The sequence below is a fragment of the Mucilaginibacter galii genome (genome assembly GCF_014635825.1).
In the GTDB taxonomy this organism is placed as follows: domain Bacteria; phylum Bacteroidota; class Bacteroidia; order Sphingobacteriales; family Sphingobacteriaceae; genus Mucilaginibacter; species Mucilaginibacter galii.
In genome coordinates this window covers 200,594-216,221 of the sequence record NZ_BMDO01000004.1, presented here as the reverse complement: position 1 = coordinate 216,221, position 15,628 = coordinate 200,594, and the positions used below count along the sequence as shown (strand labels likewise).

The following is a 15,628-nucleotide window of genomic DNA, read 5'->3' as shown; positions in this document are numbered from 1 at the left end:
ATTGTTAAAATGATGCTTTAATAGTAGCTCCAAAACTTCTTGTGGATGGGAATTGCCCTGTTTCAAAACCCGGTTCTATACGATTTCTGTTTAAGGTGGCTATTTCGGGGTCATATAATGGAAACTTGGTGAATAACAACAAATCCCTGCCATACACGCTAAATGCGGCATTTTGAACACCTATGTTTTTGAGCAGTTTAGCTGTGAACCTATATTCTATTGACACTTCACGCAGTTTGATGAAAGAAGCGTCGAAGATGTTGGCTTCAGCATTATCTCTTAAGTATTTCTGGTTATAGTAATCTCCGGGAGTGGCCACAATGTCGTTAGGGCGGTAACTCCCATCGGCATTTTGTACTACTCCTTCTCCAATGATACCCTCGTATCTTCCAGGCAACGTTGATTTCAACTTACCGGCTCCTGCCAAAACCGAGTTTGAGAACGAATAGATATCGCCTCCTTTTTGACCATCAAACAAAAATGAAAGACTGAAACGGCCATAGTTCAACTGATTTTGTATCCCAGCCTTAAAATCAGGAACAGCTGAACCTAATACTTTCATATTTTCAGTGTCGATTAAAGGGAGCCCTCTTGAATCATGTACAATTTGCCCATCAGGAGAACGGACATACCCCGATGCATAAATGTCGCCAATGGCACCACCCACTATAGCTTTAATGAAGCCTCTTGGCCCGGTAGCCATAATAATTTCACTAACATTGGGCGCCAGTTCTTTTACACGACTTTTGTTAGATGAGTAGGTTAACGTTGTTCTCCATTGCAATTTACTGCCTTTGCTTAGCAGGCTGGCATTAGCAGCGAGTTCGAACCCCCTGTTGTTAATTATTCCGGCATTAAAAGTTCGGCCGGTGAAACCTATCGCTGGTTCTCTAGGAACAGTTAAGATCTGGTTGGAACTGTTGGCATTATAATAAGTTAAGTCGAAACCCAGCCTGTTGCCAAAAAACCTCACGTCAACGCCTATCTCCCTGTTAGTTATAATTTCCGGCTTCAGGTTATTACCCCCCGGCAGTGTGGTGGGGTTGGTGTAGCTTCCACCAAATTCAGAAGGTGAAAAGTAATAATCTGTACGGTAAGGATCGGTATCGTTACCAACCTGAGAAACAGAACCTTTGATCTTGAGGTAAGATAATGGCTTTATGGATGACAGGTTGAACAGTTCACTGACTATTACACTGCCCGAAGTAGAATAGTAAAAATATGAGTTGTTAGCTTTAGGTAATGTGCTCGACCAGTCATTTCGACCGGTTACATCTAAAAACAAATAGTCTTTGTAGTTAAACTGCGCCAAACCATAAAGGCTTTGTACCTCTTTACTTGCCGGCGCAAGTACTATCAGCGGACGGTCTTTAGCATTACCCAAGGTATAAATTCCGGGGGCACTAAGCCTTTCGGCTGTGATAGTATTGTTTTTTATGTTGTTTTTAAATATACTTCCACCAGCCGACAGCGAAAGACCAAGCTCTTTAAACAATTTATCGTCGTACTTATACAGGAAATCGTAGTTCTGTTCCTGCATAGTAACCGATTGTTCTTGGTAACGGCCTACAGCAAAGCGTATGCTGCTATATGGCCTGCGTGTAGTTCTAAATGATGAATTTTGATCTATACCGCCCCTTACCATTAAACTCATCTTTTTGTTAAAGCTATAGGTTGCTGTAATATTTCCAAAAATTCGGTCTTGGTCCAGGGTATTCAGATTTTCGTACAAGATGAAGTAAGGATTATCAACCGATGGGTTGAGCAAGTTATTTTGATCAACATCTTTAATATCCCAATAATCTCTGTACCAGTTGTTAGGAATGTTGGCCGAGCGGTACATTAGCCCATACATAAATGAATTAGTGTTGTAACCCGATAGCGGCAGGTTATCACTTTGCTTGTGGTAATAATTTACCCTTGTTGATAGCTGCAACTTGTTCAACTTGCTGTTACTTGAAAATGCCAACCTATTGAACATATAGCCAGTATTGGGCAAAATGTAATTATTACGCACATCGTTATAAGAAAGCCTGACCGAATTTTTACTATCGCCACCTGTAAGTGTAAGACTGTTATTATAAGTGGTACCTCTTACAAAAGCATCTTTTATATAATTTTTATCGGCCACCCAAGGCGTTCTGTTAACACCCCTCGCTTTGGTTGCCGGATCGAACTGATAATACAACTGACCATTAAAAGCCGGCCCAAACGAACGGGTAGAATTGGTACTTGGCCCATCAGGGCTGGCACCATAAGAAAAATAGGTGTTGATGGCATTACCTGCACCATATTCGTATTGAAAATCGGGGTAGTGTAACACTTCATCGAAAGTTACACTGCTGGTAAAAGACACACCCAGCTTTTCTTTTTGATTGGTATTGCTTTTGGTGGTGATTAAGATAGCACCAGCACCAGCCCTTGAACCATACAGAGCAGCGGCAGATGGACCTCTTAAAACAGTTACTTCCTTAATATCTTCGGGGTTAATGTCGCTCAGGGCGTTGCCGTAATCAACCGGTGGTTCTGTATTACCGGTGGCACCATAACTTAAACCGTTGTTACCTACCATACCGCTCAGCACGGGAACACCATCAATAACAATCAGGGGTTCTCCTTTATCAAGATCTAATGAATTTTGCCCGCGCAGGGTTATCCGTACCGTGCCTCCCGGACCTGCCCCGGCACGCGTTATATTAAGGCCCGGTACTTTACCAGATAAGGCATTTACCCAATTGCTAGGCGCTGTTTTAGAAATTTCGTCGCCATCAATTTTGGTGACCGCATAGCCTAAACTTTTTTCGGCTCTTTTGATGCCTAATGCGGTTACCACAACATTGTCTAACGTTTGTACTTGTGCCGCGAGTTCAATAGTTAACGCACTGCTTCCGGATTTTATATTTTGTACGAGTTTTGTTTGGTAGGATACATGGCTAATTTCAAGATTATAAACTCCTTGCGGAACAGATAGCCTGAAAATGCCATCTACATTGCTGAATGTGTTTTTACCTGTTTCAAGCACCGTTATGTTTGCACCTGAGAGTACTTGCCCTGTGCCATCTATGATCTTTCCGCTGATGGCAGCTTCTTTGCCACTATTGATCGTTTTGCTTACAATAACAATTTTATTGGCCTGAAAGATATATCTGAGGCGGGTATCTTTCAGTGCTTGTTCCAAGGCTTGTGATACCGGAAGGTTGTCTGCATTAACAGAAACGTTATTGTAGGCCTTTATTAGTTGCTCATTAAAAACAACTTGTATGCCCGAAGTTTTTTGTATGCCCGAAAGCACAGTTCTTAAATTTTGATTTTTTAACTGCAGTGTGATCTTCACTGCGGCAGGCGATTGAGCTTTTGAATTTGTAGCCAGGAATAACTGACTACAGATCAAAAGCAATAGAATGTGATAAAGAGGTTTCATTTAATGTCTTCTTGTCGTTTTACACAGCTATATCCATGAAACCTACCGTTGGTAGTAGAAGAAATTGAAATATTTTAAAGAGAACTAAACTTGGGAAATATTTACCTTATTGCTTACGAAAAGTTACCGTTTGCCCCTTTCTATCAAACAACAGATTATTTGCGCTTGCCAGTATGCTCACGATGTCGTTAATGTTGTCTTTAGCCACAAACCCTGCTGTGATGCGGTAATCTTCAATTTCCTTTTCGCGAAATTGAAAATTAAGCTTGAATTTTTTTGAAAGTGCAGCGCATACGTCAATCAACCGATCGTTATTAAACGAGAACCCGCCACGTTGCCATGCGGTGATTGCCGGCATGTCTATTAACCGCTTGCTCATGCTGCCGCTCCGGCCGTCAATAGTTAATTGCTCGCCAGGCATTAAAATAGCAGAATTTATTCCGGTAGTATCTGAAACGCGAACTTTACCCCGGGTTACCGACACCTGAAGGTTACTGAGATAATGATAAGCCTTTACATTGAACGCAGTGCCTAACACCCTTGTATTAATATTTTTAGAAGTCACAATAAACGGATGAGCAGCATCGTGGCTTACCTCAAAATAAGCTTCGCCTTCTAACAAGTATACCTGGCGTTTACCTTGGGTAAAGCGGTTGGGGTAACTAAATTTACTACCGGCATTTAGCAAAACTACAGAACCATCGGGAAGGGAAAGTTTGAATTGCTCTCCATCGCCAACCTTTTTCTCCAGCATCACCACAGGATCGGTGAAATTCCGAATCTTATCTCTGAACAGCAAGGCGCTGCCCGCAACTAAAAACAATATTGCCGCAATACGTAATAAGTGCCACATTGGCCTGCTTGCAAACAGTTGCTGGTCAATGTTATTCTTAATGCGTTTACTCGCTGCGGCTTGTTGTGGTTCACTCCACTCCCAATCGCCTTTTGCAGCGTGGGCGTCAAACCATTCTTCTATAGCCTTTTTTTCCTCAACAGTACATTGACCATTGCGGTAACGTTCCAGAAGTTGGTTTACACCCTTTAAATCCATCATTTAACTATATCCCGAAAAATAGGTGTTGGTAGTAGATATTTCAAAAATAAATTTACGAATTGTGGCGAATTAACGATAATGTGCTCTGTTAAAGAAAAATTGCCCAGTGAATGACTAAGCCCACACACAATATAGCGTCTCTGCTTAGTACCAGTTTAAAATGCTTAAGAGCATTATTGATCTGCTTTTTTACTGTCTTGTCCGAAATCTGTAACTTCTCCGATATTTCCTTATGGCTGAGCTGATCGCGCCTGCTGAGCACAAAAACATCGCGCATTTTAGGAGGCAGCTTTTCTATTTCCTTGTTGATAATGAGGTTGAGCTCTTTAGCCTCCATCAAGTCGTCCAGTCCGTCTTGCGATGCATTAAAATGATTGATGAGACTGTCGGCATGTTTCCCTTTTTTTAACTGATCTTGCACATAGTTAATTCCCTTGAAACGTGCCGCCGTAAACAAATAGCCTGAAAGTGTACGCTGTTCGGTGATCTCTTGTCTCCTCAACCACAACGAAACAAATATCTCCTGTACAATGTCTTCGGCTGCTTCACTATCTTTAATTACCTTAACTACGTACAGAAACAAGCGTTTCCAGTACAAATTGTAAATTTGATCGAAAGCTTCCTTATCTCCTTCGCATAACAGGCGAAAAAGTTTTTCTTCATCCGGGGGGAGTTGCTGAGAAACGTGCATCTTATATGCTGCGAAACTAAATCAGCAACATTAATTCAGCGTTTATTAAACATTACTAAAAAGCTCAGGATTGGTATGAAGAAGTCCTGTATTAAAACAAAAACGTGTCCTGCCGAATTTGTACAGTTTAAATGACAACAAAGAATAAAGCTTAACCGGGCGGGCTCTTAATTCAAAAATTATCCCGCACGGGTAAAAATAATAGACAAGATGCTTCCCATTAATACGCGACGATACCTTGGCTATTATTGGATGATATAAAGATGAAAGCAACTATCTGTCCATCTATTACTGTTAATCTTGTTACTTTCTTTCATATATATATCATTTAAGATACCATGACTTTAAAAGTTATCGATCCGTTAAATCTTCATAAATTGTTTGGTCATTTTTTACAATCTAAGTAGAGCGATTTGTTAATTTGTTATCAATTGCATAAATGAATTGGTGTGTTGGCTTAATAGTACTGGTCTACTTTCGTCCAAAAATTAAGCACAACAATATGTTGAAAACCCTACACAGTCTTTTTACTGTACTACTATTGACGATCTGCCTTTGCCAAACTACGGCTACACAGGCACAAACCTCGCAAGCTGGCATCACCGGAACCATTACCGACGACAAAAAAGACCCTATCCCCGGGGCTACTATTCGTGTGCGTAATGAATCTACCGGCTTTAATACCACCACCTTAACCAACCAAAAGGGAGAGTATAACTTTAAGCAACTCCCTTTGGGCGGCCCTTACAGTATTGATATAACCTACGTAGGTTATGGTGCGCAAAAAAGAAGCGGCTATATGCTTAACCTAAGCGATGTACTGAAACTGGATGTGCAGCTGCAGGTAACTAACAATACGCTGAATGTGGTAGAAGTGAACGCCAACAGTATGCAAAACAATATCCCCAACCTGGGCGCCTCTACTTCGGTTAACGCCAGGAACATTCAAAAGCTGCCTGTTAACGGGCGTAACTTTACTTCACTAATCGATCTTTCTCCACTAAGCCGGGGCGGTAGTGTTTCGGGCCAGTTAGCTACCTCCACCAATTACACTATTGATGGTATGAGTGCAAAAAACCCAACCTTTGGCGGCACAGCGGCGCCAAGTTCGCCATACTCCATCTCTATTGAGGCCGTGCGCGAATTTAAAGTGGTTACCAATCAGTATGATGTTACTTACGGGCGCAGTGGCGGTGGTACTATCAATACAGCAACTAAATCAGGTACCAATACCTTAAGTGGAAGTGCTTTCGGCTTTATGAGAGCCGATGAGTTATCTTCAAAGTACGATACCCGTGGTAATAAACGCAATGTTCCCTTTTCTACCTATCAATATGGTTTTTCGTTAGGAGGACCTATCATTAAGGATAAAGCACAATTTTTTGTTGCCTTTGATAACCAGCGCGACTCGAGACCACTTCAGATTGCCGATATACAAGGCGCTGCTGATGAAGTGCGTTATGGTATTAGCCAGAGTACTTTAACTAATTTTGTAAATATAGGTCGTAGTAAATATGGCTTAGCTGCTACGCCACAGGTTGGCTCTTTCGATAAAAAAGAAACTACAAGGGCATTATTTGCACGTGTCGATTTCCAGCTGAACAGCAAAAACCTGTTAACTGTAAGCAACAACTACATTTATGATTTGAATAACCAAAATATTGGTGATAATACGGCTATTACGTTGTACGAAACTTATGGAACCACGCGTAATAAAAGCAATAGTACGCTTGCTACCTTGCGTTCAACCTTGTCGCCACGTTTAACTAACGAGTTAAAGTTTCAGCAAATGTCTGCATCGTTAGAAAGCCTTCCCGGCAATCAATTACCGCAAGGAACTGCTACTATACCAAGGGCAATTGTATCCAATGTATCCTCCATCGTTGGTAGAGATACCCTGAAAACTTCGCTGCAATTAGGCGGACAGCGTTATGCACCCGAATATTTTTTCAGTAATATTTCACAGCTAACCGATAATTTATATTTCAACACCGATAAGATCAACTTCACCTTCGGTACAGATCTCATGTATACCCACATGAACTCCAGGTATGGCAGTGAAGTTAACGGCCGTTTCTATTTTACCGGTATAGATAACTTTAACAATTTATTGCCGGATCGTTATGCGAGAGAAATACCCTTGGTTGAAGACCCGAGCGTAAGACAGAACTTTATTAACACTGGTTTATATGCCCAAATGCAAACCAAACTGGCCAAAGGTTTAGATGTAATGGCCGGCATCAGGGCAGATTATACCAACTACTTAAACAAGCCTAATTTTAACCAGGTAGTATTTAATGATCTGGGCTTAAGAACAGATCATTCTTTAACTACCTTTCAATTACAACCACGGGTACAATTTACCTGGGATGTTAATGAGCAGCATAAAGATATTATCCGCTTAGGTGCTGGTATTTTTGGCTCAGATATTTTGAATTATACCATGATCAACAACATGGTTTTCGACGGAACAAAATTGGCAGCTGTTGATATTACCCGCCCGAACTCAGGCCCTAACCTAGTGCCGGTTCCCAACTTTCCCCTTTACCGTGCCGACCCATCTAAATCGCCGGGTGCCGAATTATTTAACATACCTGGTGTGTCTAAGCTATCTACCATCAACTTAAACCGTGAAGATGTTAAGATACCGGTAGTCTATAAAGCTAACTTTTCGTACAACCGTTTTATAACCGAACGTTTAAGATTAGGTGTAAGTGCCTACTTAACCCTGGCACGCAACAACTATATGTATACCGATGCCAACATGGTTGAACAGCCGTACTTTACCTTATCAAATGAAGGTAACCGCGGGGTATATGTGCCTGCTTCTACCATAGTAACCAGAAACGGCGCTGCCGATTGGACCCAAGGTCGTAAAACGCAAAATATTGGCCGTGTGCTTGCCTTAAACAGCGATGGTAAAGTAAACCAGTATGCTTTTGTATTTGATGGTACCTACCGTTACTGGAGAGACGGCGAAGTATCATTTAGCTACACTTATAACGACACTAAGGATAATACTTCCTATAATGGTAACGTAGCCAACTCGGCAACACTGGCGTTGCCGGTAAAAGACGACCCGCGCGATTTAAGCAAGATGACAGCTTCAGACAACCAGTTTCGCAACAAGATAGTATTTTACGGTACACTGCCAAGTTTATACGGTTTTAGCGTTGGTTTCCGCTACTCGGGTATTGGCGGTACAAGATATTCGCTATTAGCCGGCGGTAACGTAAATGGCGACTTTGTAGCCACCAATGACCTGGCTTACGTTTTTGACCCCAACAACCTGGCTGTACCGCAGGCAACCCGCACTGCCGTTCAAAAGTTGTTAGATAACCCGGATGTAAGCTCGAGCCTGAAAGACTATGTACGTAAGAGCATTGGTAAGGTAGCAGAAAGAAATGGCGGTATTAACGGCTTTTATGGCCAATGGGATATTCGCATTGCAAAACGCTTCAGAACTTTTACCAAGAAACAATACATTGAGTTTTCGGGCGATTTGTTTAACGTAGCCAACTTATTTAACAAAAACAGAGGTGTATCAAAAAACCTGGGTGCTACTAATATTTACGCCTTAAATGGTTTCAATACTACCACTAATAACTACAATTATACCGTTAATCCTAATGCGGGTGTGGTTGTGCCCGGCGGTAACCCTTACCAATTTCAGTTAGGCTTTCGTTACGGCTTCTAATTTAATATAAAACTATCAAAGCAATGACTAAGTTAATTATGTCAGCATTGTTGTGCCTTGCCCTTACCGGGGTTAAGGCACAGCAATTAGCCGCCCCTTTACAAAAGAACATACAATCGCCGCAGGTTGAAAAAAACGGTGCAGTAACCTTCCGTTTCCAGGCGCCTAATGCGCAAAAGGTATTGCTTATTATGGATGATGCCAAACCGCGCCTCATGACCAAAGATACCGGCGGGGTTTGGAGCTACTCGGAAAACTTTGCACCTGACGTTTACCGCTATACCTTTTCGGTTGATGGCACCGTTTTGCCCGACCCTAACAACCCTTGCATTAAACCCTTATTTAAACGCGCTTTGGGCCAAAGCCTGGCCCATGTGCCCGGGCCGGCAAGCTTAAGCTGGGAATTGAACGATGTACCACATGGTGTTTTAAGCCAGCATTTCTTCAAATCAAAACTTATTGGTGACAACCGTGATATGCGTGTTTACACGCCACCCGGTTACGACCCTAAGCGCAAAGAACCCTACCCTGTGCTGTATCTTTTTCATGGACTAACCGATGAAACAAGTGCATGGGTAACTGCCGGCCGCGAAAACATTATCATGGATAACTTAATTGCGCAGGGCAAGGCCAAACCCATGATCATCATTAACACGCTTGGTTATGGCGCACCGGAGATGTTTGACCCGGCAACAGGCCAACGCAGTAAAGAAGCGTATCAAAAAAATGAAAAACTATTTGTTGATGCGCTTATCAATGAGGTGATCCCTATGGTGGAGGGTTTATACAACGTGGGCAAAACCAAAAAGTACCGGGCAGTTGCTGGTCTGTCAATGGGAGGCGGCCAATCGCTCGATGTAGGCTTTAATCATGCAGATCTGTTTGATTATATGGGTTCGTTCAGTCCGGCAGTCGTGCTTTTAGATCCGGATTTTAATAAGGCCTTTCCAAACTTAAATGAGTCGGTAAACAAACAATTAAAGCTGGCATGGATAGCCATAGGTAAAGACGATTACCTGGCTCCATATGACCGTAAATTTATTGACTGGCTTAAATCTAAAAACATCAATCACCAATACAAGGAAACCGAGGGAGTGCATAGCTACCAGGTTTGGCGCAGGTATCTTACCGAGTTTGTACCTTTACTTTTTAAATAAACACTTCACAATCGATATATGAAAGCTTTATTAATATTACCTTTTTGCTGCCTGCTATTAAATGCAACAGCGCAAAAATTAGATACTCAAGGCCACCGCGGCGGGCGAGGCATTATGCCCGAAAACTCTATTCCGGCTATGATAAATGCCGTTAAGCTTGGCGTTAGAACTTTGGAGTTGGATTGCGTAATTTCTAAAGACAACCAGGTGGTGGTATCGCATGACACTTATATGTCTGCCGATTTTATGATCAAGCCGGATGGCAGCCCTGTTAGTAAAGCCGAAGAGAAAAACCTGCTAATTTACACCATGCCATATGATAGTGTTAAGCTTTATGACGGGGGCACAAAACCGCATCCGCAGTTCCCGGATCAGAAGAAAATGAAAACGTATAAACCGCTGTTAGCCGAGTTAATTGACAGTGTGGAACGCTATATAAAGATCAATCACTTAAAACCGGTTTATTACAATCTGGAAATTAAGAGTGCACCTGCACGCGACGGAATTGAACACCCGCAACCGGAGGCTTTTGTTAAGCTGGTAATGGATGTGCTAAACAAAAAGAAAGTGGCTCAAAAAGTTACTATTCAATCGTTTGGCGCAAGGCCCCTACTGGTATTACATCAAAAATATCCAAAGCAAACCCTATCATATCTTATTGCCAATAAAGATAGCTTTACAGATAACATAACTAAGTTAGGATTTACCCCACAGGTTATTAGCCCCTATTATACCCTGATAGACAGCAATTTTGTAGAGCAGGCCCATCAGGCTAAAGTACAGGTATTGCCCTGGACCGTTAATGATGAGGAAGGCATGAAGAAAATGGCAGACCTCAAAGTAGACGGCATTATTTCTGACTTTCCTGATAAGTTGATCAAGTTGTTTGGTAGCTATCAGCAATAAGCGTTACCGGGTGCTTACAGCTTAAATGTGAGGAAAATCATTTATCAAGCGCAGTTTGATTTAGCATTATTGTGCCCGTTTGAATACTTTAATTTATAAGTCTTCAAACGGGCAATCAAACGGCGGTGATGTTGATAGTGCAGAACTTACTTTAAACTCTGCATCAATTATCAATAGGCTTAACGGTATTGTCAGACTCCTTTTCTTTCTTAAAATCGAGCTTACCAAAACGCCATGAAAAACTCAGGCCGAACGACTGATAAGGTACGCGCCTTAAGTTATAGCTGTTGTAGGTTTGGCCGTTGGTGGTAGCGGCTTGGGTAACGGTGGTTAACTGGTTTACATATTTAGCAAATGGGTTGGCGGTGGTAAAACCAACACTCGCCTTTTTATTCATAAACTGCTTACGAATGGCAAAATTGTAAGTTAGAAACATAGGCGTACGTCCCTGAATGTTTTTCATGGGCGAATTGTAATTGCCAAAGGCTTCGGCCACAAAAGTATTTGAAAGCTGGTACGTAAGGTTAACATTGGCGCGCACAACTACTGCATTAACTGATGGACCGCCGTACACTTTATTCACAATGTACTTATCAGTTACAGTGGTGTTAGTCCGCAGATTTAGTTTTTTACTGAAAGGCACCGAGCTCGAAATACTTACACCCGTATTTTGCTCGGTGCCTATATTTTGCCGGTTAGTAACAGATACATTGCGGTAGACGGAATCGCCAACACGGTATTCGCTGTAAAAGTTGGTATAGGTTTTAACATCATTGCTGTTATGACGCGAAAATAACGCTACATACAAGTTGCCCCCCGCCTCTAACGATTTATTATAACCCAGCTCAAATACGTTACCAATTTCGGGCTTTAGCAGTGGGTTGCCGGTTGTAATGTTATAGGGATCACTCAGGTTAATAAAAGGATTTATTTCCCGGTATTCGGCCCGTTCTACCCGTTTGGTGTAGCTTATTTTTATGGTTGATGATGTATTTATCTTGTGTGATATTACAGCCGTTGGCACCCAGGTATTATACGAAGGGATAACGGTGCCCGGAAAATCTATATGGGTGTCGGTATGTTCAAGGCGGCCACCCGCTTTAATGTCGAAAAAATCGAACGCAGTAAAGCCTAACGAAATATAGCCTGCATATATCTTACGATTGTATTTGAGGCTGTATGATTGATTGGGGTCAAAAGCGTAAACGGTCGAATTTGGATCGTAAGCAATAACAGCGGCAGTACTGTTAATGTCTTGCAAAACAGTTTTAGCACCGGTTTCAAAAGTGATCTCTTTAGATAAGGGCTGAGTATAATCAATAGAAATATTGGTTTCCTTATCTGTTCCCGGGTTGTTACTCGATGACGCTGAAAAAGGGTTGGCTTGCCCGTTATAAACCTGGCTTTGACTATAGGCCGAATTATTTTTTCCAAAACTCGAGTTGTATAGCACTTCCAGTTCCTGTCCGTCGGTTTTAAACTTGTGCTTATAATCCAGGCTCCAATCGTAGCTGTGTGCGTTAAACTTGCTTAACGAATTACGTTGACTTAAAACATCGGCCAGGCCGCTTGTTTGCAGACTTTGTGCTGTTGCTCCTACGTTTTGATTATTAAAATAGTCGTAACCAACAGAGCCGGTAATATTGTCTATTTTTGATAGCGACCAATCAAAGTTTATACCCGATTCGTAACCGCCTCTCTTAAAATTGCTATAACCATCTTGCACTAAACGGGTGCTCCTGCCCAATGCATCTGTTGAAGTACGATTATTAATATTTAATGTACGGGTATTTACCTGTGCGTTGCCACTAAAAAAAGCTGATATTCCAAAATTTGCATTGCGTACATTCAAGTTGGCTGAACCGTTATTCATACGAGTTCCGGCCGAAAAGTTGATGTTTCCATTAATACCGCGTACCTTATTGTCTTTTAGTATAATATTGATGATACCGCCCAAACCCTGTGCATCATATTTGGCACCCGGACTGGTGATCACTTCTATACTTTTTATCTGGCTTGCAGGTAATGATGCAAGCACATCGGCCAAACTGCTGCCAAACATGGTTGATGGTTTTCCATTAATTAAAAACCGTACACTTGCTATACCTTGTAACTCTACATTACCATCAATATCAACACTTACCTGCGGTACTTTTTTCAGTATATCCAAAGCTACGCCGCCCTGAGAAGTGATATCGTTGGCGGCATTGTAAACCATCTTATCAATTTTGTTCTCAATTACGGGTATTTTAGCCGTAACCGTTACAGCACCCAATTGCTTGCTTGATGGCTGCAAACTTATGCTGCCAACATTTACAGTATTTTGCTTAATGTTGAAAGGGCCTGCTGTGTAAGACTGGTAGCCAATGAAATTTACAACAACCCGGTACTGCCCATCGGCCAGTCGATCAAGTATAAAATTGCCCTTATCATCGGTAATGGTTCCGCCCGACGGTTTTTCGCTTCCCTGCTGATATATGCTTACCGTAGCGTAGTCAATGGCTGCTTTGCTATTGCCATCAACTATTTTACCCGTTATCTTTCCCTTGTTTTGTGCTGATACGATAGTGCTTACCAAGGCGAGCAAAAGTGTAGTGATCCATTTCATTGGCTGCAAAACTCAAGGTCGAATTTGGATTAAATCTGTAGTTTGTATTTTCATACTGTTATTACAAGATGATTATATTAGCCCATTGTTAGGCTTACAGATTTTCTCCAGAATTATACAGTAACTTTAATTAAAAACAACAGTGAAACTACTGGTTATTGAAGACGAAGCCGGGCTACGGGAAAGTATTGAAGAGTACTTTACCGAAGAAGGCAACATTTGCGAATCGGCTTTCAATTTTGGTTCGGCCATGGCGAAAGTTAACCTCTATCGTTATGATTGTATAGTGCTTGATATTACCCTTCCTGATGGCAGTGGTTTAGATATCTTGAAGCATCTAAAACTGGAACAGCATACGGATGGAATACTTATTATCTCAGCAAAAAACTCGCTTGATGATCGCCTTAATGGCCTTGATTTAGGAGCCGATGATTACCTCACCAAACCTTTTCATCTTTCAGAACTTCGGGCCCGTGTAGCTGCCATTGTACGGCGAAAATCTTTTGATGGCAATAATCATTTACGGTTTAACGAAATAGACATCGAACTTTCGGCAAAAGAAGTAAAGATAAATGCACAAACAATTAAACTAACCCCAAAGGAATATGCTTTACTGCTTTACTTTTTGGCCAATAAAGGTAAGGTGGTATCTAAAAGTGCCATCGCAGAGCATCTATGGGGAGACAATGTTGATACTGCCGACAATTTTGACTTTATTTATTCGCACATTAAAAACCTGCGCAAAAAAATGACGGAAGTAGGCGGTAATGATTATATTCAGGCAACCTATGGCATGGGCTACAAGTTTAACACCGCATGAAACTCCTTACCCGCTATAACCGCTCCACAATTGCCATTACTACGGCTATTATGCTGGTTGCCGCGATAGCCTATTATTTTGCTATAACAGCTGTACTGTCACGGCAGGTTGATAAAGCGCTTGAGGTTGAAGAACATGAAGTTCACGATTATGCTAAGCTGAACGGCACTTTGCCACACGTTTTTAGCACCAATCACCAAGCTATAATTTTTACACGTGTTAACAGCGCCATCGAAAGAAAATTTGCAGATACGGTTTACCGCGACCTTAAAGACGAAGAACTGGAACCTGCGCGGGCGCTTTATACCTGGGTTAAGGTGCAGGGTAAGCAATACAGGGTGGTAGTGGTTCAATCTAAGGTAGAAAATGAAGACCTTGTTAAAGTTATATTCCTTATTACACTCGGGCTTATTGCAGCTTTACTGGCGGCACTGTTCTTCCTCAACCGCATCATCCTCTCCAACATATGGAAACCATTTTACAAGATACTCGAGCAAGTGAAAGCATTCAATCTTGCCGATAAGCGTTCTATTAAAACAGTTCCATCTGATATTGATGAATTTAAGGAATTGGATAGCGCAGTTAGCTTAATGGCTGACCGCGTTGAAGATGATTACCACGCGCTGAAAGCTTTTACCGAAAATGCTTCGCATGAGTTAATGACGCCCATTTCGGTGATTAACTCTAAACTGGATACTTTTCTGCAAACCGGTGAGTTCTCTAAGGCTCAAAGCAAATTGCTGACTGATATGTATGCTTCGGTAACCAAGCTCACCCGCTTAAACAAATCGATGCTTTTGTTGGCTAAGATTGAAAACGGACTGATTACCGACAAGCGGGAGATCAATCTAAAAACGCTGATTGAAGATAGTCTTGATCACTTTGAAGATTTAATAGCAGGACGTGAAATTGTTATTGAGCGGCTGCTTGATGATAAAACAATGAAGGTTAGCTTACTTTTGATGGAAGTACTCATTGGTAACCTAATCAGCAACGCGTTAAGACATAATGTACCGGGAGGATTTATAAGTATTGAACTTAACCATCTTAAATTACACGTGAGTAATAGCGGAAACCCGGAAGTACTGGATATGACTAATATGTTCAGAAGATTTAAAAAAGCCGCTTCGTCTGAGGGCTCGGGACTAGGCCTTACCATCAGTAGACAAATTTGTGATATGTACGGCTTTAATCTCGATTATGTAAACCTCAACAGCGTGCACCATTTTATAGTAACCTTTGCACCCGGTGTATCATAATACAGGATTATAACA

General features: G+C 41.7%; 9 protein-coding genes. 5 read left to right on the top strand and 4 right to left on the bottom strand.

The features are described from left to right. Positions 1-4 precede the first annotated feature (4 nt). From IEV61_RS09415 to IEV61_RS09405, 3 genes are all read right to left on the bottom strand, one after another. Entirely contained in the window at positions 5-3,421 is a 3,417-nt protein-coding gene (locus IEV61_RS09415; RefSeq protein ID WP_188415990.1) for a SusC/RagA family TonB-linked outer membrane protein, read from the bottom strand. Between the two features lie 106 nt (positions 3,422-3,527). Beyond that, positions 3,528-4,475 (bottom strand): FecR family protein, encoded by a 948-nt coding sequence (locus tag IEV61_RS09410; protein WP_188415988.1) that lies wholly within the window; start codon positions 4,473-4,475, stop codon positions 3,528-3,530. Positions 4,476-4,563: 88 nt separating this feature from the next. Then, a complete protein-coding gene (locus IEV61_RS09405) occupies positions 4,564-5,166 on the bottom strand; it encodes an RNA polymerase sigma-70 factor (RefSeq protein ID WP_188415986.1) in 603 nt (200 codons plus the stop codon). Positions 5,167-5,668: 502 nt separating this feature from the next. Between IEV61_RS09405 and IEV61_RS09400 the strand changes: the two genes are divergently transcribed. The 3 genes from IEV61_RS09400 to IEV61_RS09390 are packed head-to-tail and all read left to right on the top strand — an operon-like array spanning position 5,669 to position 10,926. Next, on the top strand, positions 5,669-8,863 hold the full coding sequence (locus tag IEV61_RS09400) for a TonB-dependent receptor (RefSeq protein WP_188415984.1): 3,195 nt from the start codon (positions 5,669-5,671) through the stop codon (positions 8,861-8,863). A gap of 23 nt (positions 8,864-8,886) precedes the next feature. Further along, entirely contained in the window at positions 8,887-10,020 is a 1,134-nt protein-coding gene (locus tag IEV61_RS09395) for an alpha/beta hydrolase-fold protein (protein ID WP_188415982.1), read from the top strand. Positions 10,021-10,038: 18 nt separating this feature from the next. Beyond that, positions 10,039-10,926, top strand: a complete 888-nt coding sequence (locus tag IEV61_RS09390; protein ID WP_188415980.1) for a glycerophosphodiester phosphodiesterase family protein — start codon at positions 10,039-10,041, stop codon at positions 10,924-10,926. Between the two features lie 163 nt (positions 10,927-11,089). Here IEV61_RS09390 and IEV61_RS09385 read toward each other — a convergent pair whose 3' ends face one another. After that, positions 11,090-13,534 (bottom strand): TonB-dependent receptor, encoded by a 2,445-nt coding sequence (locus IEV61_RS09385; RefSeq protein ID WP_188415978.1) that lies wholly within the window; start codon positions 13,532-13,534, stop codon positions 11,090-11,092. 142 nt (positions 13,535-13,676) lie between these two features. Between IEV61_RS09385 and IEV61_RS09380 the strand changes: the two genes are divergently transcribed. Together IEV61_RS09380 and IEV61_RS09375 are read left to right on the top strand one after the other, a co-directional pair. Further along, on the top strand, positions 13,677-14,354 hold the full coding sequence (locus tag IEV61_RS09380; protein ID WP_188415976.1) for a response regulator transcription factor: 678 nt from the start codon (positions 13,677-13,679) through the stop codon (positions 14,352-14,354). Then, positions 14,351-15,613: a sensor histidine kinase gene (locus IEV61_RS09375; RefSeq protein WP_188415974.1), complete on the top strand. Its 1,263-nt coding sequence runs from the start codon at positions 14,351-14,353 to the stop codon at positions 15,611-15,613. Before IEV61_RS09380 ends, IEV61_RS09375 begins: the two co-directional genes overlap by 4 nt. Positions 15,614-15,628: the final 15 nt, after the last annotated feature.

What these genes read in the sequence shown, in the direction of transcription:
- IEV61_RS09415 (WP_188415990.1), bottom strand. Translation starts at nt 3,421, where the DNA reads ATGAAACCTCTTTATCACATTCTATTGCTTTTGATCTGTAGTCAGTTA.
- IEV61_RS09405 (WP_188415986.1), bottom strand. Translation starts at nt 5,166, where the DNA reads ATGCACGTTTCTCAGCAACTCCCCCCGGATGAAGAAAAACTTTTTCGC.
- IEV61_RS09385 (WP_188415978.1), bottom strand. Translation starts at nt 13,534, where the DNA reads ATGAAATGGATCACTACACTTTTGCTCGCCTTGGTAAGCACTATCGTA.
- IEV61_RS09390 (WP_188415980.1), top strand. Translation starts at nt 10,039, where the DNA reads ATGAAAGCTTTATTAATATTACCTTTTTGCTGCCTGCTATTAAATGCA.
- IEV61_RS09375 (WP_188415974.1), top strand. Translation starts at nt 14,351, where the DNA reads ATGAAACTCCTTACCCGCTATAACCGCTCCACAATTGCCATTACTACG.
- IEV61_RS09410 (WP_188415988.1), bottom strand. Translation starts at nt 4,475, where the DNA reads ATGATGGATTTAAAGGGTGTAAACCAACTTCTGGAACGTTACCGCAAT.
- IEV61_RS09400 (WP_188415984.1), top strand. Translation starts at nt 5,669, where the DNA reads ATGTTGAAAACCCTACACAGTCTTTTTACTGTACTACTATTGACGATC.
- IEV61_RS09395 (WP_188415982.1), top strand. Translation starts at nt 8,887, where the DNA reads ATGACTAAGTTAATTATGTCAGCATTGTTGTGCCTTGCCCTTACCGGG.